The sequence below is a fragment of the Gordonia sp. NPDC062954 genome (genome assembly GCF_044543825.1).
Lineage (GTDB): Bacteria > Actinomycetota > Actinomycetes > Mycobacteriales > Mycobacteriaceae > Gordonia > Gordonia tangerina.
This window is the reverse complement of the sequence record NZ_JBITWL010000002.1, coordinates 16,646-37,922: the sequence shown is the minus strand read 5'-3', so window position 1 is coordinate 37,922 and position 21,277 is coordinate 16,646. Positions and strand designations below refer to the sequence as shown.

General features: G+C 65.2%; 22 protein-coding genes. 8 read left to right on the top strand and 14 right to left on the bottom strand.

Annotated features, from left to right (window positions below; all coding sequences use genetic code 11):
• Nucleotides 1-96: 96 nt before the first annotated feature.
• Nucleotides 97-1,557 carry an MFS transporter gene (locus ACIGKQ_RS02785; RefSeq protein ID WP_396572233.1) on the bottom strand — a complete coding sequence of 487 codons (1,461 nt, stop codon included), beginning with the start codon at nt 1,555-1,557 and terminating at the stop codon, nt 97-99.
• A 67-nt stretch (nt 1,558-1,624) separates the two neighbouring features.
• On the opposite strand from ACIGKQ_RS02785, the gene ACIGKQ_RS02780 reads away from it, so the two are divergent.
• Nucleotides 1,625-2,650, top strand: a complete 1,026-nt coding sequence (locus ACIGKQ_RS02780; RefSeq protein WP_235725257.1) for a LacI family DNA-binding transcriptional regulator — start codon at nt 1,625-1,627, stop codon at nt 2,648-2,650.
• A gap of 9 nt (nt 2,651-2,659) precedes the next feature.
• Here ACIGKQ_RS02780 and ACIGKQ_RS02775 read toward each other — a convergent pair whose 3' ends face one another.
• From ACIGKQ_RS02775 to hsaA, 7 genes are all read right to left on the bottom strand, one after another.
• Entirely contained in the window at nt 2,660-3,277 is a 618-nt protein-coding gene (locus tag ACIGKQ_RS02775; RefSeq protein ID WP_396572231.1) for a TMEM175 family protein, read from the bottom strand.
• 49 nt (nt 3,278-3,326) lie between these two features.
• Complete coding sequence (locus tag ACIGKQ_RS02770) at nt 3,327-4,472, bottom strand: sulfotransferase family protein (RefSeq protein ID WP_396572229.1); 1,146 nt, start codon at nt 4,470-4,472, stop codon at nt 3,327-3,329.
• Entirely contained in the window at nt 4,465-5,259 is a 795-nt protein-coding gene (locus ACIGKQ_RS02765) for an SDR family oxidoreductase (RefSeq protein WP_396572227.1), read from the bottom strand. Before ACIGKQ_RS02765 ends, ACIGKQ_RS02770 begins: the two co-directional genes overlap by 8 nt.
• A complete protein-coding gene (locus ACIGKQ_RS02760) occupies nt 5,256-6,449 on the bottom strand; it encodes a hypothetical protein (protein WP_396572226.1) in 1,194 nt (397 codons plus the stop codon). The genes ACIGKQ_RS02765 and ACIGKQ_RS02760 overlap by 4 nt, the downstream gene beginning before the upstream one ends.
• Before the next feature lie 79 nt (nt 6,450-6,528).
• Nucleotides 6,529-7,116 carry a 3-hydroxy-9,10-secoandrosta-1,3,5(10)-triene-9,17-dione monooxygenase reductase subunit gene (gene hsaB, locus ACIGKQ_RS02755; protein ID WP_328713629.1) on the bottom strand — a complete coding sequence of 196 codons (588 nt, stop codon included), beginning with the start codon at nt 7,114-7,116 and terminating at the stop codon, nt 6,529-6,531.
• Between the two features lies 1 nt (nt 7,117).
• Nucleotides 7,118-8,026 (bottom strand): iron-dependent extradiol dioxygenase HsaC, encoded by a 909-nt coding sequence (gene hsaC / locus ACIGKQ_RS02750; protein WP_266060473.1) that lies wholly within the window; start codon nt 8,024-8,026, stop codon nt 7,118-7,120.
• 60 nt (nt 8,027-8,086) lie between these two features.
• A complete protein-coding gene (hsaA, locus tag ACIGKQ_RS02745) occupies nt 8,087-9,274 on the bottom strand; it encodes a 3-hydroxy-9,10-secoandrosta-1,3,5(10)-triene-9,17-dione monooxygenase oxygenase subunit (RefSeq protein ID WP_396572223.1) in 1,188 nt (395 codons plus the stop codon).
• A gap of 237 nt (nt 9,275-9,511) precedes the next feature.
• On the opposite strand from hsaA, the gene ACIGKQ_RS02740 reads away from it, so the two are divergent.
• The 3 genes from ACIGKQ_RS02740 to ACIGKQ_RS02730 all read left to right on the top strand — a co-directional run bounded on the left by ACIGKQ_RS02740 (nt 9,512) and on the right by ACIGKQ_RS02730 (nt 11,783).
• Entirely contained in the window at nt 9,512-10,729 is a 1,218-nt protein-coding gene (locus ACIGKQ_RS02740) for a Rieske 2Fe-2S domain-containing protein (protein WP_266060470.1), read from the top strand.
• A 4-nt stretch (nt 10,730-10,733) separates the two neighbouring features.
• A complete protein-coding gene (locus ACIGKQ_RS02735; protein WP_396572222.1) occupies nt 10,734-11,135 on the top strand; it encodes a hypothetical protein in 402 nt (133 codons plus the stop codon).
• Between the two features lie 144 nt (nt 11,136-11,279).
• Nucleotides 11,280-11,783: a C40 family peptidase gene (locus tag ACIGKQ_RS02730; protein ID WP_396572220.1), complete on the top strand. Its 504-nt coding sequence runs from the start codon at nt 11,280-11,282 to the stop codon at nt 11,781-11,783.
• Here the strand turns inward: ACIGKQ_RS02730 and ACIGKQ_RS02725 are convergent.
• Together ACIGKQ_RS02725 and ACIGKQ_RS02720 are read right to left on the bottom strand one after the other, a co-directional pair.
• Nucleotides 11,758-12,282, bottom strand: a complete 525-nt coding sequence (locus ACIGKQ_RS02725) for a hypothetical protein (protein WP_287015933.1) — start codon at nt 12,280-12,282, stop codon at nt 11,758-11,760. The genes ACIGKQ_RS02730 and ACIGKQ_RS02725 overlap by 26 nt on opposite strands.
• On the bottom strand, nt 12,279-12,887 hold the full coding sequence (locus tag ACIGKQ_RS02720) for a TIGR03086 family metal-binding protein (RefSeq protein ID WP_396572218.1): 609 nt from the start codon (nt 12,885-12,887) through the stop codon (nt 12,279-12,281). Before ACIGKQ_RS02720 ends, ACIGKQ_RS02725 begins: the two co-directional genes overlap by 4 nt.
• Before the next feature lie 155 nt (nt 12,888-13,042).
• Between ACIGKQ_RS02720 and ACIGKQ_RS02715 the strand changes: the two genes are divergently transcribed.
• Together ACIGKQ_RS02715 and ACIGKQ_RS02710 are read left to right on the top strand one after the other, a co-directional pair.
• Nucleotides 13,043-13,843 carry a VOC family protein gene (locus ACIGKQ_RS02715; protein ID WP_396572217.1) on the top strand — a complete coding sequence of 267 codons (801 nt, stop codon included), beginning with the start codon at nt 13,043-13,045 and terminating at the stop codon, nt 13,841-13,843.
• Nucleotides 13,844-13,963: 120 nt separating this feature from the next.
• Nucleotides 13,964-14,494, top strand: coding sequence for a hypothetical protein (locus ACIGKQ_RS02710; RefSeq protein WP_396572215.1), 531 nt, complete (start codon nt 13,964-13,966; stop codon nt 14,492-14,494).
• A gap of 306 nt (nt 14,495-14,800) precedes the next feature.
• On the opposite strand, the gene dmpG is transcribed toward ACIGKQ_RS02710, so the two are convergent.
• From dmpG to ACIGKQ_RS02690, 4 genes are all read right to left on the bottom strand, one after another.
• Nucleotides 14,801-15,877 (bottom strand): 4-hydroxy-2-oxovalerate aldolase, encoded by a 1,077-nt coding sequence (dmpG, locus tag ACIGKQ_RS02705; RefSeq protein WP_396572213.1) that lies wholly within the window; start codon nt 15,875-15,877, stop codon nt 14,801-14,803.
• Nucleotides 15,874-16,779, bottom strand: a complete 906-nt coding sequence (locus tag ACIGKQ_RS02700; RefSeq protein WP_187586001.1) for an acetaldehyde dehydrogenase (acetylating) — start codon at nt 16,777-16,779, stop codon at nt 15,874-15,876. Before ACIGKQ_RS02700 ends, dmpG begins: the two co-directional genes overlap by 4 nt.
• Before the next feature lie 41 nt (nt 16,780-16,820).
• Nucleotides 16,821-17,609 carry a 2-keto-4-pentenoate hydratase gene (locus ACIGKQ_RS02695; protein WP_396572211.1) on the bottom strand — a complete coding sequence of 263 codons (789 nt, stop codon included), beginning with the start codon at nt 17,607-17,609 and terminating at the stop codon, nt 16,821-16,823.
• Between the two features lie 72 nt (nt 17,610-17,681).
• Complete coding sequence (locus ACIGKQ_RS02690) at nt 17,682-18,461, bottom strand: SDR family NAD(P)-dependent oxidoreductase (RefSeq protein WP_396572209.1); 780 nt, start codon at nt 18,459-18,461, stop codon at nt 17,682-17,684.
• A 177-nt stretch (nt 18,462-18,638) separates the two neighbouring features.
• Between ACIGKQ_RS02690 and kstD the strand changes: the two genes are divergently transcribed.
• Nucleotides 18,639-20,387: a 3-oxosteroid 1-dehydrogenase gene (gene kstD / locus ACIGKQ_RS02685; protein ID WP_396572208.1), complete on the top strand. Its 1,749-nt coding sequence runs from the start codon at nt 18,639-18,641 to the stop codon at nt 20,385-20,387.
• A 4-nt stretch (nt 20,388-20,391) separates the two neighbouring features.
• On the top strand, nt 20,392-21,249 hold the full coding sequence (locus ACIGKQ_RS02680) for a MaoC/PaaZ C-terminal domain-containing protein (RefSeq protein WP_396572206.1): 858 nt from the start codon (nt 20,392-20,394) through the stop codon (nt 21,247-21,249).
• Nucleotides 21,250-21,277 lie beyond the last annotated feature (28 nt).

The following is a 21,277-nucleotide window of genomic DNA, read 5'->3' as shown; positions in this document are numbered from 1 at the left end:
CTCGGCCGCGAGCCGAGCGTCGGCCCAACGCCGGTCGCGCAGCGACGAACGGAGTGAGGGGCGTATCGAGACCCCCGCCGGCGCCTCGATACGCCCCTACACCGCCGCGTCGACCTTCCGCCGCTCCGCGAACTGATCGCTCAGCCCGACGACCAAAGCGATCAACACCAGCCCGGCCGCGGTCATCAGGCCGAAGCGGAACGCGTGCGCCCAATCTCCATGCGTGGCCACCACCTGGCCAAAGAACACCGCGCCGACCAGTGCGATGCCGGCCGCCGAACCGATACGCTGCCCGGTCTGCAGCACGCCGCCGGCGATACCGGCCTTGGTCACCGGGATCTCGTCGAGACTCAAGGTCAGGTTGGGTGAGATCACCAGTCCGGACCCGACACCGGCAACCAGCAGCGGGAACGCCGCAGCGTAGCCGACGTTGTGACCCGGCACGAGGTAGGCGGCCAGCACCGTGGTGAGCATGCCGACGAACACGAGCGCAAGTCCGACGATCACCAGTGGCCTGCCAGTCTTCTCGACCAGCTCACCGCCGACACGCGCCGACACCGCGGAGCCGAGCGCAAACGGAGTCACCGCCAGGCCGGCCATCAGGGCCGAATATCCCAGCCCCTGTTGGATATACAGCGTATAGATGAAGAACACCGTGGTGAAACCGGCGAAGTACACCAGGGCGATCATGCATCCCAGACTGTACGAGCGAATGGTGAACAACGACAGATCGACAAGCTGTTGACGCCCTTGTCGACCCTGATGTCGTTCCCACATCACGAAAGCCGCGATGGACACCGCGGCGATGATCAGCAGCAGCCATTTCCCATCTCCGGTCCACTGCTGGGCCTGCACCATCGGCAGCATCAGACTGAGCACACCCACGCCGAGAAGAACCACGCCGACCGGGTCGAACGACGACAACCGCAGGGCCTGTTTGGTTTCGGCCGGCCGAGCCGGGATCAGTCGAAGTGCCGCAACGAATGCGACCACGCCGATCGGGACGTTGACGAAGAACACCCATCGCCAGCCGTGCTCGGCGCCGCCGAGTTGGATGAGGACACCGCCCAACAGTGGCCCGACCGCGGTGGAGATGCCGATCGTGGCCGCGAACATGCCGAAGGCCCGGCCACGTTCGGCTCCGCGGAACAACAACTGGATCAGTCCGGACACCTGTGGTGACAGGATGCCGCCGGCCACGCCTTGGACCAACCGGGCGATCACCAGCGTCATCGGTCCCTGTGCAAGCCCACACGCCGCCGATGCGACGACGAACAGTGTGAGCCCCACGAGGAAGGTCGTCTTGCGGCCACGCGCATCGCCTACCCGGCCGGCGGGGACAAGTACCAACCCGAACGCGAGCGCGTACCCGGAGACGATCCACGACAGGTCGGCCGACGATGCGCCGATCCCCTGTTCGATCGAGGGCAGAGCGACGTTGACAATCGATACGTCGAGGAGTGTCATGAAGCCGACGACCAGACAGACGGCGAGTGCCTTCCAGCGTCGGGGGTCCGGCTGGTACTGGTCGGAGAACGGGTCGCCGGGTGTGGCCATGTCTGTAGTCAACCATCGCCGACCGTGTCGGGTCGGTTCCCCGAGCCCTATCTGGTGAGATGAACTCATGGGTGTGAGCATGCGCGACGTCGCCACCGCGGCGTCGGTGTCGGTCGGCACGGTCTCCAACGTGCTCAATTCCCCCGACAAGGTGTCCCCGTCGACGGTTGCGCGGGTCCAGGCAGCAATCGACAGTCTCGGTTTCGTGCGCAACGACGCCGCCCGCCAACTCCGCGCCGGACGGTCGCGATGTGTGGGGCTGGTGGTGCTCGACGTCGGCAACCCGTTCTTCACCGACATCGCGCGCGCGGCCGAACGCGAGGCCGGTGACCACGACCTGACGGTGCTGCTGGGTACCTCGGATGAGGATGCGTCCCGCGAGTCCGCCTACGTCGACACCTTCGATGAGCAGCGGGTGTTCGGCCTGATGGTCTCGCCGGTGGGGGACGATCTCGGACGACTCGACGCGTTACGTCGCCGTGGAACGCCGGTGGTGTTGGTCGACCGTGACGCGACCGGTTCCCCATTCGACTCGGTCGCCGTCGACGACATAGCAGGTGGGCGGATGGCGGTGGACCATCTGTGCGGGCTCGGCCGTCGCCGGATTGCCTATGTGGGCGGCCCGTTGACCCTGCGGCAGGTGGCCGACCGCCGCCGCGGGGCCGAGGCCGCGATCGCGGCGGTGCCCGGGGCGAGCTTGGAGGTCATCGAGACACCGACCCTGAGCGTGCTCGCGGGACGCGGCGTCGGCGACGAACTGCAGCGCCGGCGCCCGGCCGAACGACCCGACGCGGTGTTCTGCGCGAACGACCTCGTCGCCATGGGTGTGCTGCAGTCGTTCACGATGATGGGCGGCTCGGTGCGGGTACCCGAGGACATCTCGCTGATCGGGTACGACGACATCGACTTCGCCCGTTCGGCGGTCGTGCCGCTGTCGTCGATCCGACAGCCAACCGCACGGATCGGCGCCACGGCCGTGGAGTTGCTCCTCGCGGCGGCCTCGGATTCACCACATCGCCACACCCCGTCGAATCCCGTGTTCCAGCCCCAACTGGTCGCCCGGGCATCGACACTCGGTGCAGGGCACCAGTGAGGGTGCGAGTCACCGAAAGCGGCGTAACAGGTTCTCCAGCGGCCCGGACAGCAACAGGAGCAGTAGCGGCCACACATCAGCGTCCGGCACGACGATGGCGATGATCAACGCGACCATCAGCAACAGCAACGTACCCACCCCGGACCGGTGGGCCAGCCAATCCTCGGTGTCCTCCCCGGCGATCAGCAGTTCCCGATGTCGCCGACCCCACGCCGTCATCGCCACCAGCGACATGATGGAGACCGCCAGCACGCCGATGTAGGCGGCGTTGGCGCGATCGACATGACGGTTGTCCATCATCGCAGTCACGAATGGCAAGATCACGATGGTCAGCAGCCACACGAAGTGAAGCTCGAACAGCACCTTGTCGTAGGCCCGGAAGTTCTCCATCATCCGGTGGTGGTTGCGCCAGAGCACCCAGATCACGATGAAGCTGACGGCGAAACTGACAATGTCGGATAGGTGGTCGGACAGAACCGTGCCGACCGAGGTCTCGTCTACGATCTCGTCGGGGATGTCGGCGAGCGGAAGCACCAGCAGTGTCAAAGCGATCGCCACCACCGCGTCGGAGAAGGCGATCAGCCGCCGGAACCCCTCCTCGGTGCGCCGGGACTGGTATTCGGACATGGGCGCAACCATACGGTGAGTCCTGCGGGTCCGCCTCCGAAAATTCCGGTCAGGGCGCGAACGCCGCCGCGACCGCGTCGTCGGTGAGCCCGTAGTCGGCAAGGCTGTACCGGTGCTGCGGTTTGCGATCCCCCGACCGACTCTCGTCGTCGAGGGCGACCATCGCCGCTCGGGCGTCGTCGGTGAAGTCGGCGCCGAGCGCTGCATAGACCCGCTCGACGGTGCCGAAGGGATCGGCACGAAGATCGGCGAAGTCGACGTCGACGAACTGTGCCGGATCGTACTTGCGTCGCGCGGCCTCGAACTCACGGAGCCCACGCGACCACAACTCCAACTGCGTGCGACCGATCGTGTCGCCGACAAAAGTGTTCGACCATCCCGGTGTCGCGTTCTCCGCGAGACTGCACATCGACGCGATGATGGTCTCGGGTGGGCGATGGGTCTGGATGACCAACGCATCGGGGTAGGCCGCCATCAGCGCATCGAGAGCGAACATGTGACTGGGATTCTTGAGCACCCAGCGCTTGTCAGGGTCGTTGAGACCGATCATCTGCAGGTTGCGACGGTGTCGCGCATAGGCCGGGGTCCAATCCTGCTCGGCCAGCCACCGCGAGTAGGTCGGCAGGTAGGCCAACGACTCATAGGAGATCGACATGACGTTCTGGCGCAATAGCTGCCAGCATTCCTCGACCTCGGCTGCGCTCATGTAGTGCAAGCCCATGAACTCGGGGTTGTCGACGTGATGCTGTTCGAGTCCGGCGTCGATCTGTTGGTAGATCGGGTTCGACGCCCAACTGTCCCGGGGCGGACGCGGCTGCGGGAACTCCGCCAGCCACATCTGTAAACCCTGGTGTGCGGGGTCTGCGTTCAACAGGCGGTGCAGCGCGGTGGTTCCGGTGCGCGGCAGTCCGGTGACGAAGATCGGACGGGTCAGGGAAACCTCCGCATACGCGGGATTGTTCTTCCACGACGACTCCGACAGCAGGCGTGCGATGAGCGCGCCTTTGAGGAAGAAGCGGAACATCTTGCTGCCTATCTCCGTGAGATCGGCATCGCGTGCATACGATTCCAGCAAGACTTCCAGGGCCGGCAGGTAGTCCTGATCGCCGAAGTCGTCGAGACCTGTTGCCCGGGTGGCAGCTTCGTGCAGATCGTCGACAGTCCCGACGTCGCGCCGGGGTGCGACACTAGTCATGGTATTCTCCGCAGTTCACGTCGAGGGTGTGTCCGGTGATGGCGCTGGCCATCGGTGAGGCAAGAAACACCACGGCCTCGGCGATCTCGTCGGGCTCGGGCAGCCGTTTCAGGTCCGACTTGCTCGCGGTCTGCTCGTAAACCTGCTCGGGCGTGATGTCGTACTTCTTCGCGATCTCGCCGAAGTACCACTTCAGCTGGTCGTCCCAGATGTATCCCGGCGCCACGGTGTTGATGCGAATACCCTTGTCGCCCAGCTCGGTCGCCAGCGTCTGCGACATCGCCAGCAGGGCCGACTTCGCCAACTTGTAGCTGCCGTATCGGGGTTCGGAATGGCGGATCACCATCGAGTTGATGTTGACGATCGACCCGCACGACGTCGCCAACGGGTCGGTGAAAGCCTTGATGACTCGCAGCGTGCCGAGCACAGTCAGTTCGAGACTGGCGCTGATCTGATCGAAGTCGGTGCGCGCGAGTGGCTTCATCGACGGTAGCGCGAAGGCGTTGTTCACCAGCACGTCCGCGCGGCCGAACTCGTCGTTCGTCGATGACACCAGGGCGTCGACCGCGTCGTCGTCGGAGATGTCGGTCGGCACCACGAAGGATCGCCCGCCGCTGCCGAGCGCATCGATCTCGGCGGCAACCTCTTTGAGCCGGGACTCGGTGCGTGCGGCGAGGACGACATGTGCGCCCGCCGCCGCAGCGCGCAGGCAGATCGACCGACCCAGACCAGGTCCGACCCCGGACACGACGACGACCTTGTCCGCGAGCAATCCGGTACCGCTCACAGCAGCATCCTCTCCGCGAACGCGCGCTGACGCGCCGCAATACGCTCGGCCCAGCCGGCCGCGTCGACCGTGTTGTGGGACAGGTAGGGCAGATGCTGCGCCACATCGCCGATGTCGATCACCTGAGCTCTCGGGCCGTCGTCGGTCGTGATCGGCTGATCGGTCCGCTGCCACCGGAACTGCATGATGCCGCTGGTGCGGCCGGTGGTCTCGATCCAGTTCGCGATGCCGGGGTTACGGCGCGACACCACCATCCGGATCATGCCGTCGGGGTCCACCTGTGCCTGTGCCGAGTTGAGGCTGGTCTGGTGGTTGACGTAGTCCAGCGAGATGTACCACATGCTGCCCAGCTGGAAGCCTTGATATGGGGCCGACGTCTTCGGAACGGTGATGACCATTGCCTCGTTGTCGGCGAGTCGGAAGTGCCCGACCGACGAATACTGGGTCGCCAATCCGCCTGGCGTAAGCCGTGGCGTGGTGAAGGTGTTGACCGGTTCGTCGAGGTAAAACCACTTGGGGAAGTTGAACCAGGTGTTGATCCGCGATGTGAGCATCTTGCCTGCGGTGGCGTAACGTCTCGTCACCCGCGCGAGGTCGGGTTCGGTCGGTGCCGTGCCCGCGGTGCCGAGTCGTTCGATCCAGATGGCGCCCTTGTGCTGCGTCCAGTCGCTGTACACCTCTCGAACCGACAGCATCGAGGCGCCGTCGGCGAGTACGAAGTAGTCCGGCCGCTCGCCCTCGATGGGCGGGCCGAAGGTGATCTCGAAGTCGCCATTGGCGTCGATCGGGATGCGCCGGTCGTCGAAGGCGTCGTCGCCGCCGGGGACCGACGACGGCGTGTAGTCCCCGGTTAGCACCTGAAAGCTGAGATCCGCTGTGCTGCCACGATGTCCGCGGACGACGTAGGTACCACCGTCTTCCAGGTCGGCGTGATAGTAGAGGGTGTCCGGGTTGTCGAGCCCCATCTTGGTGGTCGGGCCCGTCGACGTGATGAAGTTCGGGTGGCTCTTCTGTCGCGACCGGACGAGCTGCACGATGGCTGCGATGCTGCCGGCGAGGTAGTCGTACCCTTCGGCAAGGTCTTGTTCGCTGTTCACGAAGTCCGCCGACGCGATCATTTGCTCGGCCTCGGCGATGGCGTCGGTGAGCGGCGCGGTGACGCCGACCGGCGGGGTAATCGAATGGGACACAACTTCCGATTGATCGGTCACTCGTACCCCAACCCGATGATCGAGTAGGCGACGAACGGAGTGAGGAGCCGTATCGAGATCATAGCCAGGTATCGCCTCCGGTCCAGGTGAGGAAGTTCTCCAATTCTGCTTGCGCCGGTGTCACGCGCGGGTGTTCGGTCGACAGGTAGCCGCCGCGATAGAACAGCAACGGCTTGTCCTGCAACACTTCACCGAGGGTCAGCGCGCGACCGATGACAATGTGATGGTCGCCGCCGTCGGTCACCCGTTCCACGTCGCATTCCACCCAGGTCAGTGAGTGGCGTATCACCGGCAGCCCGGCCGGCGACGGGTCCCAGGTGACATGGCGGAACTTGTCGTCGCCAGGTGCTCCGAAGGCCGCGCTCACGTCCTGCTGCCGGTTGGACAGCACGTTGACACAGAACTTTCCGTTCTCCTCGATGACCTTCCAGCTCCGCGACGTCTTCATGGGGCAGAACAGCACCAACGGCGGGTCGAGCGACAACGCGGCGAACGACTGACAGGCGAAGCCCACCGGGCCACCGTCTGCGTCGGTCGTGGTGATCACGGTGACACCGGTACAGAACTGACCCATCGCGGTGCGGAACTGGCGACTGTCGAAGTCGGCCGAACCGTACGGGGTACGGGTCGTATCGGTGCTGGTCATCTCACTTGAACCCGACTGTGAAGTCGTGACCCCAGAGACTGACCGCGGTGCTCTCCCGGGCGATCCATTCGTTGTCGTCGACTGTTCTTCCCTCGCAACCAAATTCGATGTCGAACCCACCGGGCGTCTTCATATAGAAGGACAGCATCAGATCGTTGACATGGCGACCCAGAGTCGCCGACATCTTCACCTTCTTGCGCAACGCGCGATCCAGGCAGAGGCCGACGTCGTCGGAGTTCTCCACCTCCACCATCAGGTGCACGATGCCGGTGCTGTTGGGGATCGGCAGGAATGCCAACGAATGATGACGCGGGTTACAGCCCAGGAATCGCAGCCATGGCGACTCCTCCCCCTCCTCGCGTCCGACGGCCTGCGGCGGCAGGCGCATCGAGTCACGCAGTGCGAAGCCGAGCACGTCGTGATAGAAGGCCAGCGCAGCCTTGTCGTCGTCGCAGGTCAGCACGACATGCCCCAACCCCTGCTCGCCGGTGACGAACTTGTGGCCATACGGGCTCACCACCCGCCGATGTTCCAGTGCGACACCGTGGAACACCTCCAGGGTGTTGCCGGCGGGATCGTCGAACACGATCATCTCGACCACCCGACGGTCCGCGAGCTCGAAATCCTTGGCCTCGCGGAACACCACCCCGGCCGTCGACAAGCGATCTCGAACATCTTGCAGCGCTGCGGCGTTCGCACACTCCCAGCCGGACACATCGAGACGGTCGTGTTCACCCGGAACGATCACCAGCCGCGCTGGGAAGTCGTCCATCCGCAGGTAGAGCCCACCCTCGGTGAGCCCCTTGCCCTCCACCATGCCGAGCACTTTCAGGCCGTATTCGCGCCAGGCATCGACGTCAGTCGCCTCGATCCGCATGTATCCCAGGGATCGGATCGGACTGTCACTCATCTGTTGACTCCTCTAGATTGTCACGCACCAGCGGGACGTGTTCCTCCACCTCACGAGGAGTCACACCATCGTGTCGCCGATGGGAATCCCGAACTCGCCGTTGCCGAATGCCACGTACGCCCGCTCCGGATCGTTGGCGGCATGTACCCGGCCGGCGTGCGCGTCGCGCCAGAATCGCTGGATGGGGGTGCCGTTCTCCAACGCGTGCGCCCCGGAGTTCTCGAAGAGGCGGTCGATTGCCGAGATCGCCCGGCCCGAGGCCCGCACCTGATCCCGGCGCGCAGCCAACCGCAATTCCATCGGGATCTCTTCACCGGCAAGGATCAGATCGTACTCCGCTTGCAGGTTGCCCGACAATTGCCGCCATGCGGCGTCGATGTCGCTGGCCGCCTCAGCGATCCGCACCTTGGCGAACGGATCCTCCTTGGCCTTCTCACCGGCGTAGGCGGCACGCACCCGCTTTCCCTGATGTTCGACGTGGGCGTGGTAGGCGCCGTAGGCCATGCCGACGATGGGAGTGGCGATGGTGCTCGGATGAATTGTGCCCCAGGGCATCTTGTAGACCGGTGCGGTGTTCTGCTCGAGTCCGGGGCTCTGCCCCATGCTCATGGTCCGCATGCTGAGCATCCGGTGACGCGGCACGAACACATCCTTGACCTGGATGGTGTTCGATCCGGTGCCCCGCAAGCCCACCACGTTCCACACGTCCTTGATCGTGTAGTCGCTGCGCGGGATCAGGAAGCTGACGAAGTCGACCGGCTTGCCGTTCTTGATGACCGGGCCACCCACGAACACCCAATCGGCGGTCTCACAGCCCGACGACCACGCCCACGAGCCGTTGACCTTGTACCCACCATCGACCACTTCGCCCATCCCCATCGGCGCGTACGACGACGAGATACGGACGTTGGTGTCGGCACCCCACACATCTTCCTGCGCCTGCTGGTCGAACAGGGCCAGATGCCAGTTGTGGATGCCGATGATCCCGGAGACCCAGCCCGTGGAACCGCATGCGGACGCGATCCGACGCACCGCCTCGTAGAAAGTCACCGGGTCGACCTGATGGCCGCCCCACTGCTCGGGCTGCATCAGCTTGAAGAAGCCGGCACCCTCGAGGCTCGACACCGTCTCGTCCGGGATGCGCCGCAGATCCTCGGTCTGCTGCGCGCGCTGCTCGATCTCGGGGAGGAGAGCATTGATCTTCTCCAGGACCTGTTCGGCCGCTTCGCTACGTTGATGTGCTGGCATCTCGCCCGCTCCTACTCGTTGCTCGACGACCTCGACGGCCGCCCCTGGTTCCCATCTGCTGATGAGATTAGAACACGTTCTCATTTATGTCGAGCACTGGGACTTTGGGCCCATTTGCTGGTCCTAATCACCGCCACATGCGGCGATCGACTCGTCATTTTTGTAACATGTTCTAGTATTGAGACCGTACCGATTCGAGCGGAACGAGCGAATCACACGCCAGAACAGGAGTAACGGATGTCAGCGACCCCCGAGGCGACCGCAGGCGTCACCGCCCACGGCGACGACGTCGCCGTTCGCGAGATCGACACCGGCACGCCCCCGACCCGGTTCGCGCGCGGCTGGCACTGCCTTGGCCTCATCGACGACTTCACCGACGGCAAGCCGCACTCCGTGCACATCTTCGGCACCAAGTTGGTCGTGTGGGCCGATTCGAAGGGCGAGATCAACGTCCTCGACGCCTACTGCCGACACATGGGCGGAGACCTCTCGCAGGGCAGTGTCAAGGGCGACAACGTGGCATGCCCATTCCACGGCTGGTTGTGGAAGGGCAACGGCCGCTGCGCCGGCGTTCCTTACGCCAAGCGCAACCCGAAGCTCGCCAAGACCCGAGCGTGGCCGACGATGACCCGCAACGGTCAGGTGTTCGTCTACAACGATCCCGAGGGCAACCCGCCGCCCGAGGAGTGCATCATCCCCGAGCTCGACGAGGTCGGCTCCGACGAGTGGACTCCGTGGACGTGGAATCGCATCGTCATCGAGGGTTCCAACTGCCGCGAGATCATCGACAATGTCGTCGACATGGCGCACTTCTACTATGTGCACTTCGCCCTGCCCGACTACTTCAAGAACGTGTTCGAGGGCGAGGTCGCCGCGCAGTACATGAACTCGCACGGGCGACCGGACGTCACACTCGGCACCAATTACGGTGACAGCCGGCTGGAGTCGATCGCCGCGTATTACGGCCCGTCGTACATGCTCAACCCGATGGTGCAGTACTACGGCGGTTTCGCGATCGAGACGATCCTGACCAACTGCCACTACCCCATCGACGAGAACTCGTTCGTGCTGATGTACGGCGTGATGGCCAAGGTTCCCGAGGGCCTGACCGCCGAACAGGCCGCGAAGATGGCGTCGAAGATCACCGCCGGCGTCGAAGTCGGATTCTTGCAGGACGTCGAGATCTGGAAGAACAAGACGCGCATCGACAATCCACTCCTCGTCGAGGAGGACGGACCTGTCTATCAGCTGCGCCGCTGGTACGAGCAGTTCTACGTCGACAAGGCCGATGTCGACGAGGAGATGACGCAGCGCTTCGAATACGAGATCGACACGTCGAAGGCCCTGGAGAGCTGGGGCGTGGAGATCGAGGAGAACCTGCGGCGCCAGGAGGAAGAGGCTGCCGAAGAGTCCGGGGCGCCGGCGGCCGAGCCCACAGAGAAGGCGCAGGTGTGAGGCGATGACACGGGCGGCCGCGCGCCAGGTGGCGTCGGGAGGTCGTGGCTGGGCCAAGGCCCCCGACTTCGACGACGATCCCGAGCGCCTGGCTGCCGTGCAAGCCGCCACCGAACGCGATCGCGCACACTATCTACGTGGCGGGATGCGCGAAATCGAGTGCCGGTCGTGTCATGCCTGCGTGCTGGTCAAGAAGACCAGCACGTTCCACACCAGCGTGCAGTGGACCGCCGACGCCCGCGAGCGCTGCAACGAACTCGAGCGGGCCGACGACGGGGGCAAGGCCTTGTTGCCGGGCGCGATGATGCCGACGTGCCCGCGGCTGTCGGCCAGTATCGACCACGGCGTGGCCGAGGGCATCATCCCGCCCGAGTCTCCGGAGAGCGATCCCGACGGGTACTGGTGAGGCGAGATCCGGCCGATTCCTGCGCGCTCTGCCCGCAGCACCTCCCTGCCCACTCGCCGAAGACCGCGACACTGCCAACGACCCTCTTCACCAATCTCAATCGAAACTTGAGACAAGCGCAGCATCGTCGGTCACTCTGATGGCATGCACAACATCCGACGCCGCCTCGTCGGTGCGCTGTGCGCGGCCGGCGTCGCGGCGGGCGTCGGCTTCGGTGCAGGGGCCCCGGCTCTCGCCGACACCGGCTCATCGGGGTCCTCGGGCTCCGTCGAGATCTACCTGCCGGTTCCCACGCCGGCAGGAATGCAGGCGCTGACCGCCGCGATGACCCAGGTCGGGCGGCCGTATCAATGGGGTGGGACGGGCCCGTGGTCGTGGGATTGTTCCGGCCTGATGCAATGGGCGTTCTCCACCGCCGGCATCCGACTGCCCCGGACCAGCCAGGAGCAGGCACGGGTCGGCCACGCGATCCCGTTGTCGGCGCTGGCCCCGGGCGACATCATCATCTTCTATCGCGACGCCGGCCACGTCGGCATCTACGCCGGCTTCGGCCAGGTGTTCAACGCCTATGGGCCAAACGGGGCACCGATCGGGTTCACCCCGCTGAATCACTGGTCGTACATCAAGACGATCCGTCGGCTGGGGTGAGTGCGGCCGCCACGACCAGTCCGATGAGCGCTATCGCGACGATCAGAATGCCGAGCAGTCCGTAGCCCACGTCAACCAGCGGTGACTCCACCCGAATCGCGTCCTGCACCTGCTGGTCGAACAGATGACCCCCGGGATCGGCCAGTGCCGGGATCGTCACCACCAACGTCGCGACGGCACCGAACCCGACGATCGCCACCGCCGGCCACCGCAGTCGCGGGCGCCACCACGCAAGGAGGGACACGACCGTTATGACGGCCCCGAACGTCACCGTCCACAGCCCGGGACGCAGGGTGTGCTCCTCGAGAAATGCGACATCCTCGGCGGTGGCGCCGGGCACCCGAACCCGGCCGAGTCCGGTGATCGACGGCTGCACTCCTTCGTCGGAGATCCCCCACGGGACGAGACTGAAGCCGATCAACAGCAATCCACCGAGTGCAGCGATCGGCCAGGTGAATCGACGGATCGTGGCTCGTGCCCGGTCGGCTCCGTCGCTCATTCCTCCAGGGTGCCATGCGGCCAGAACGGATCGCGGCCGGTCAGACCGGCCAGTCTGTCGATGAGACGGGCTTCGTCGGGGACAGCGACGACGGGCCCGAACATTCCGTCCCGCTCGCTCTGCGGGCCCGGCGGATGGTGGAAGTCGAACACAACCTGGAGGATTTCCTCGGGCAACGCATAGTCGATGCCGATCGCGCGTGCCACATCCCAGCCGTGCAGCACCAGCTCCGACAGGGCAATGGTGCCCATGACCTCGGCCGGGGCCTCGACACCGCCGGCCTGTGTCATACCGTCCCAGGCCCCGGGAGTGTTCCATGCGTCGGCGAGATCCCGCACATGACGACGCAGCGCATCGGGCCAGTCCGGTGCCAGCTCGCTGTGCGCCGGGTCCGGCGGCGTCGATGTCAGCGGGCCGAAGTCCTTTCTTGCGGCCGCGGCGAACGCCTGCGACAACCCGTCGACGTGGCCCAGCAACGCGGCCAGGTCCATCTCGGCGCAGGGACTCGGGCGGCGCAGCATCGCATCGGTGATCGGGTCCGTCATCGCGATCATCTCGTCGGCGGCCACCGAGATCTGCCGGGCGTGGGTGGTGTCGTTGGGCATGTCGGTACTCCTCACGTCGGTTCCACTCATCGGTGTCGACCGATCGGCGGGCCGTTTTTCATCGGTCTGCCGGTTCGCAGCGTGCCTGCGATGACTTTCGGTCACGCTTGAGGTCAGCAGTGGTGTTCTATCCCGAATCCTCGAAAGGATGCATGATGAGCGACTACTCGGCACCGATCGGCGCACCGATCTGGTTCGATCTGATGAGCAGTGACCCCGACAAGGCCGCCGAGTTCTACGGCGCGCTCTTCGGGTGGGAAGCGGAGGCGGCCAATCCCGACTTCGCCGGCTATCGCAACTTCCTCAAGAACGGCAAACGGGTCGCCGGATGTGGACCTGTGATGGACCCGTCCGGTCCGTCCGACATCTGGTCGGTGTACTTGCACAGCGCCGATCCGGCCGCCACCGTCGCGGCCGTGGAGAAGGCGGGCGGTTCGATGATGGTGCCGCCGATGGATGTCGGCGACATGGGCACCATGATGGTCGCCACCGACAGCGCGGGTGCCGTGATCGGCTGGTGGAAGCCCAACACCCATCCCGGCTTCCTGGAATGGGGCACCCACGGGACACCGTACTGGTTCGAGTGCCAGAGCAAGGACTACAAGAAATCCATCGAGTTCTACACCGACGTCATCGGCGCGAGGATCGAAGAGGTCGGCACCGGCGGGGACCCGGACGCGGTGGGCCCTGACTTCTACGGACAGGTGTTCGTCGGCGAGAGCTCATACTCCGGGATCATGGACGCGTCCAAGCTCTTTCCGGCCGAGGTACCGTCGTTCTGGCAGGTCTACATCACCGTCGACGACGTGGACGCGACCGTGAAGCAGGTCGAGTCGCTCGGCGGCGGAGTGATGATGGCCGGAGAGGAAACCCCCTACGGCACTCTTGCAGCAGTGACCGACCCGTTCGGGGCGGTGTTCTGTCTGGGGCATCCGCCCGCCGGCTGGGAGGGGTAGCCGTCGGGCTATCGATCGGCGCAGGCTTTGCGCGGGTCAGCTCCGAGGGCGCGAGTCGTCGACGGCCTGCGCGGACCGCGCCGACCTGCGCCATCAAGGTCCACCCGCGTTGTGAATACGATGGCACCGATCCGTGCTGTGCTGCGTCCAACTTCTATGGCACCCTTCCCCACCGATCGCCACGGCCTGATTCACCGCGCCGCCGTCCTCGCCGCCCAGTTCTCCGACGACGACTACCGACACTCACTGCGACAGAAGGAGACGGTGTCGATAGCACGGGGCGTCTGTGTGCCCGCAGCCACGCGTACACCGAGCGAGTGGCACAGACTCAAGGCCATCGCGGCGGCCGTCACGAGCGAGGTCACGCCCGTGGTGAGCCATCAGTCGGCCGCCACCGTCCGCGGTTTGGAGATGCTGAAACCCAATCTCCGCCGCGTCCACATGACCACCGGCAACCCGGACGGTGGCTACCGCACCGCCACCCAGCATCGACACGTCGGCATACTCGACGACCCACATCGTCGAGGTCGACGGCATCCATGTCACGTCGGTCGAGCGCACCGCGGTCGACGTGGCGTGCACGAGTTCCATGGGTTTCGCCGGTGCGCTCGCTATTTTCGACTCCGCGATACGCAACGGAGCCGATGGTGAGGTGATGGCTGGGATGCTCCGCGGAAAGCGCCGTGGAGCACAGCACGCACGACGTGCTCTGCACCATGCGGACGGATTGTCGGAGAACCCCGGTGAATCGTGGGGACGCGTCCAGATGATCGAGGCCGGGCTCCCGATTCCGCGGCTTCAGCACGAGGTCGTCGACGAGGACGGCACTCTCATCGCACGCACCGACTACGACTGGGCGGGCCTGCTGGTCGGCTCGGATGGCGCAAGCCGTCGACGGCCCGCGCGGACCGAACCGACCCGCGCGACCAAGACGGCCCGCGCAAGGCCGCCGAAGCGTCAGACCCCCGCGTTCGCGTCCTGCTTCTTCTTGAGCTCCAGCGCGATGTCGATCAGCTGGTCCTCTTGCCCACCAACCAGTTTGCGGTTGCCGGCCTCGAGCAGGATCTCGGCGGCCGAGACGTTGTAGCGTTCGGCGTGGCCCTCGGCGTGCTTGAGGAAGCTCGAGTAGCAGCCGGCGTAGCCCATCATCATCGCCGAGCGATCCACCAGACATTCCGACGGCATCGCCGGACGCACCACGTCCTGGGCGGCGTCGGCGATCTTCATGAAGTCCACGCCGGTGGTGATGCCCAACTTGTCGCAGACCCCCACGAACGCCTCAGTCGGTGTGTTGCCGGCACCGGCACCGAAGCGGCGGATCGACCCGTCGATCTGCTGCGCGCCGGCACGAATCGCGTTGATGGAGTTGGCCACCGCGATGTCGAGGTTCTCGTGCCCATGGAAACCGATCTGCGCATCATCACCAAGCTCGGCCCGCAACGCCTGCACCCGGTAGGTCACATCCTCGAGCACCAGCGCACCCGCCGAATCCACCACGTACACACACTGACAACCGGCGTCGGCCATGATGCGGGCTTGTTCGGCCAGCTTCTCGGGCGGCTGCGAATGGCTCATCATCAAGAATCCGACGGTCTCCAACCCGAGATCGCGGGCAAGCCCGAAGTGCTGAATCGACACGTCGGCCTCGGTGCAGTGGGTGGCGATGCGGCAGATCTGTCCACCGTTGTCCTGCGCAGCCCGGATGTCGTCCTTGGTGCCGAGTCCGGGCAGCATCAGGAACGCGATCTTGGCCTGCTTCGCTGTCTCTGCGGCGGCCTTGATCAGTTGCTGCTCCGGGGTTTTGGAGAAGCCATAGTTGAACGAGGATCCACCGAGTCCGTCGCCGTGAGTCACCTCGATCACCGGCACACCCGACGCGTCGAGCGCGCCGACGATGTCACGCACCTCCTGCTCGGTGAACTGGTGACGCTTGTGGTGGCTGCCGTCGCGCAACGACGAGTCGGTGATCCGGATGTCGAGGGCGCCGGAGTACTTGCGGGCGTTGGCCATCAGATCTGTGGTGGCAGTGCTCATGCCGATGCTCCCAACTTGGTCTTCGCGATCTCCTCGCCGACCTTGGTGGCGGCGGCGGTCATGATGTCGAGGTTGCCCGAGTACGGCGGCAGGAAATCGCCGGCGCCTTCGACCTCGACGAAGATCGAAACCCGGGCGTGGCCGCCGTTGATGGCCGAGGGCGGATCGAACTGCGGGTCCTGCAGCAGCCGATAGCCCGGCACATACGACTGGATCTCTTTCTCACGCTTGTGGATCGACTCGGCGATCGCGTCGGTGTCGGCGTCCTCGGGAATCGCACAGAAGATGGTGTCGCGCATGATCATCGGCGGATCGGCCGGATTCAGTATGATGATCGCCTTGCCGCGCACGGCGCCGCCGATGGTCTCGATACCCTTCGACGTGGTCTTGGTGAACTCGTCGATGTTGGCGCGGGTACCCGGCCCGGCCGAGACCGATGCGACCGACGCGACGATCTCCGCATACGGCACCGGCACGACCGAGGACACCGCATGCACCATCGGAATGGTGGCCTGACCGCCGCAGGTGATCATGTTGGTGTTGGGTGCGTCGAGGTGCTCGCGCAGGTTGGCCGGCGGGACCACGGCGGGGCCGACCGCCGCGGGAGTGAGGTCGACAGCGGTGATCCCGGCTGCCTCGTACTTCGGCGCGTACTCGCGGTGCACGTAGGCCGAGGTGGCCTCGAAGATCAGATCAGGTTTGTCCGACGACCCTAGCAACTCGTCGGCACCGCCGCTCATGGTGATCAGCCCGTGGTCGGCTGCTCGCTTCATACCCTCCGAGTCGGCGTCGATACCGACCATCCACCGGGGCTCGATGACCTCAGATCGTTGCAACTTGTACATCAGGTCGGTGCCGATGTTGCCCGACCCGATGATCGCTGCGGTCAGCTTGGCTGCCACGTGCGCCTCCTGTGTGGTTTGACGGATAAATGTCGTTTGGACTAATCGAAGTCGAGGGTGACCGAACCGAGACCGGCGAACTCGGCGACGAAGTGATCGCCCGAGCTGATGTCGATCGCCCGCGTCGCCGTACCGGGAAGGATCACGTCCCCCCTGCGCAACCGCACTCCGAAACTGTCGACCTTGCGCGCCAACCACGACACCGCGTTGAGCGGGTGGCCCAGCACTGCCGACGAATTGCCTTTCGCCACGATTTCCCCATTACGGTGCAACACCGCGTCGATATCGCCGGTGTCGATCTCGCTGATCGGGATGCGCTGCTCCCCCAGAATCCATCCACACGAGGAAGCGTTGTCGGCGATTGTGTCGCACAGGGTGATCTTCCAGTCGGTGATGCGCGAATCGATCAGCTCGATAGACGGCACCACCCATTCCACGGCGTCGACGACGTCGTCGTTGGTGCAGCCCTCTCCGGGCAGATCCTTGCCGAGGATGAATCCCACCTCGACCTCCACCCGCGGGAAACACAGCTTCGCGGCGTCGATCGGGGTCTTCTCGAAGTACTGCATCTCGTCGAGCAGATGCCCGTAGTCCGGCTCGTCGACGTTCATCATCTTCTGCATGGCCTCCGACGCTAGGCCCACCTTGTGCCCGGCGACCTTCGCGCCGGCGTCCAGGCGTTTGCGGATATTGATCAGCTGGATCTCATACGCATCGACGACGTCGAGGCCCGCGTGGGAGTCCGTAGGACGATCGATCGCCACCGCCGACTGCTCCGCGTTCCACAGATCGGCCGCGATCCGCTCCCGAACTGCCTGGTCGACCGCCACTTCGTCTCCTTCTGGGTAGAGTGAACGTGTTCTAGTTTAGAACACGTTGCAGATTTGCGACACGCCCCTGGTTCACGCGTGTGAACCACCGTCGACGCGCACCTCGGTGCCGGTGACAAAGGCGGCATCCTCGCTCGCCAGCATGGCGACGACACCTGCCACCGTCTCCGGCGGCGCAAACCCACCGCCGAACAGCAACGGCGTGGGAAACAACGAGAAGTCGGCGTCCTCGGGCAGGCCCGGCCCCAGGCTCTGTCCACTGGCCCCCGTGCCGTCGGTCATCCCCGACGAGATCGAGCCCGGCTGGACGGCGTTGAAGCGGATGCCGGCCTTCCCGTACTCGGAGGCCAACGCGTGTGTCATCGCCTGGATGCCGCCCTTGCTGGCCGCATAGGCAGCCATGTAAGGGTGGGCGAACGCCGCCGACGTGGAGCTGAAGTTCACGACCGCCGGTGAGTGACCCTGCCCCAGCGCCGGGATTGCCTCGCGGATCATCAGGAACGTACCGGTCAGATTGATGCGGATGACCGACTCGAAGTCCTCGAGCGCCAATTCGTGGGTGTGCGCCGACCGCAGTATTCCCGCGGCGTTGATCAAGACGTCGAGGCCACCGAGACTTTCGATCGCGGCGGCGACCCCGGCACGCACGGATGCCTCATCGGCAACGTTGATCGCCACCGTCGTCAGCTTCGACGAGGCCCCTACCTTGCTCTTGGTGTCGGCGAGTCCGGCTTCGCTGATGTCGGCGGCGACCACATCGGCGCCTTCGTCGAGGAGCCGCAGCACGGTCGCCTGACCGATCCCCGATCCGGCACCGGTGATCAGGACCCGTCGTCCAGCAAATCTGTGCATCGCAACCCCGTTCCCTGGCCCAAGTCTCCCTGAGGAACAGTGGCGGTAATCCGGTCGGTCCACTGAGCGGGATCACCGTGACAACACCAACCGACACTCCTCTGGCGCCACATTTCTGCAACGTGTTCTAATTTTAGGTGAGAACACGTTCCACCCGTGGCGCATGAAGGGACTTCCATGGCCGGCGCGACCGAACCAGCAGAGACCACCACTTCCCCGCAGTCCAACACCGAGACCTACGACGTGATCGTCGTCGGTGCGGGCGCCGCCGGCCTCAGCGCGGCCATCACCGCGGCCGCGAGTGGCCTGAAAACCGTGATCATCGAGAAGTCCCCGTACTGGGGTGGCTCGACGTCACGGTCGGGTGGCGGTGTGTGGATTCCGAACAACTCGGTGCTCAAGCGCGACGGCGTGGACGACACCGTGGAGAAGGCACGCGAGTACGTGCACGCGATCATCGGCGAACACGCGCCCGCGGAGAAGATCGACGCCTACATCGATCGTGGCCCAGAGGCGCTCGATTTCTTGATGAAGCATGCGCCGCTCGACCTCGAGTGGGTCAAGAACTATTCCGACTACTACCCCGAGGCACCCGGCGGCCGACTGGCCGGACGGTCGGTGGAGCCGCGTCCGTTCGACGCCCGGGCACTCGGCGACGACCTGAAGACGCTGCACCCGCAGTACACCAAGGCGCCGCTCAACATGGTGGTGCTGCAGTCCGACTACCGCTGGCTCAACACCGGGCTGCGGCATTGGCGTGGCCCGTTGCGGATGGCGAAGGTCGGTAGCCGATTCTTCTGGGCCCGTTCCCGCGGTAAGAAGCTGATCGCGATGGGTGCCGCTCTGGCAGCAGAATTGCTGCTCGGGGTGCGGAAACTCGGTGTGCCGCTGAAGCTCAACACCGGCCTGACCGATCTGCTCACCGAGGACGGCCGGGTGGTCGGGGTGCTGGCCGAATCCGAGGGCACCCAATTCGCCATCCACGCCCGCCACGGCGTGATCCTCGCCTGCGGCGGTTTCGAGCACAATGCCGAGATGCGGCAGAAGTACCAGCGCGAGCCGATCGGCTCGGACTGGACCACCGGCGCACCGTCCAACACCGGTGACGGCATCACCGCGGGGCTCAAGGTCGGTGCGGCGGTGTCATTGATGGACGACTCGTGGTGGGGCCCGACGATCCCGCTGCCGCGCGGACCGTGGTTCGCGTTGTCCGAACGAGCCGTGCCGGGCACGTTCATGGTCAACGAACGCGGCGAGCGGTTCATGAATGAGTCACTGCCCTATGTGGAGGCCGTGCACCAGATGTACGGCGGCGACTTCGGGCAGGGCGACGGCCCGGGTGAGAACGTGCCGTCGTGGTTGATCATGGATCAGACCTGCCGTAATCGGTACCTGTTCGCGGGCGTCAATGCGCGCCAGCCGCTCCCGAAGAAATGGTTCGAGGCCGGGGTGGTGGTCAAAGCCGGGTCGATCCGTGAGCTCGCCGACAAGATCGGCGTGCCGGCCGACGCCCTGGCGAACACCACCGAGCGGTTCAACGGTTTCGCCCGCTCCGGGGTCGACGCCGACTTCGGACGCGGTAAGAGCGGCTACGACCATTACTACGGCGACATCACCAACAAGCCGAACCCAAGCCTGGGCGCGTTGACCAAGGCACCGTTCTACGCGGTCAAGATGGTGCCCGGCGACCTGGGCACCAAGGGCGGCATCGACACCGACGCGTCCGGCCGCGCACTGCGGGCCGACGGTTCGGTGATCGAGGGTTTGTATGCCGCCGGCAACACCAGCGCACCGGTGATGGGCCACACCTATGCCGGACCGGGCGCCACAATCGGGCCCGCGCTGGTCTTCGGCTATCTCGCCGCGCTCGACGCGGCGTCGAAGTCCACCGCCACCAGCAACCCTGCGACCAGCACAGGAGCCTGACGCCATGCCCATCGATCCCACGGTCGCCGTCGGTGCCGAACTCCCCGAGATCAGCTTCCAATGGTCGGCCTCAGATGTCGCGCTCTATCACCTCGCGGTCGGTGCAGCCGCCGATCCGATGGACACCGCCGGACTGGCCTACGTCGACGACAAGGGTCCGAAGGTGTTGCCGTCGTTCGCCACTGTTGCCGCGTCCTTCCACGCGACCGAGGCTCCCAGGGTCTCGTTTCCCGGCATCGACATAGACCTGGCCAAGGTGGTGCACGGCAGCCAACAGGTGACCGCGCATCGACCGTTGCCGGCCAGCGGCAAGGCCACCACCCGCACCACCATCGCCGAGGTGCAGGACAAAGGTTCTGCGGCAGTGATTATTCAGGAGTCGGTGACCACCGACGACTCGGGCGAGCCACTATGGACTGCACGCTCATCGATCTTCGCCAAGGGCGAGGGCGGCTTCGGCGGCGAACGTGGATCGTCGAACAAGGTCGCGTATCCCGATCGCGAACCGGACCATCGTCTTTCGGTGCCGACGCTCCCGCAACAGGCGCTGCTATATCGCCTCTGCGGTGACCGAAATCCGTTGCACAGCGATCCGGCATTCGCTGCCGCCGCAGGCTTTCCACGACCGATCCTGCACGGCCTGTGCACCTACGGCACCGTCTGCCGCGCGGTCACCGACGCCTTGCTCGACGGCGACGTGGCGGCGGTACGTGACTACTCATCGACCTTCGCCGGTGTCGTGTTCCCCGGCGAGACATTGAATGTCAACGTCTGGGATGAGAACGGAAAATTGCTGATCACCGCGACCGTCGCCGACCGCGACGACGCGCCTGCACTCGGGAATGTGGTGTTGGCGCTCTGAGCGTGAGCCCGCTGGCGAGTGGTAACGG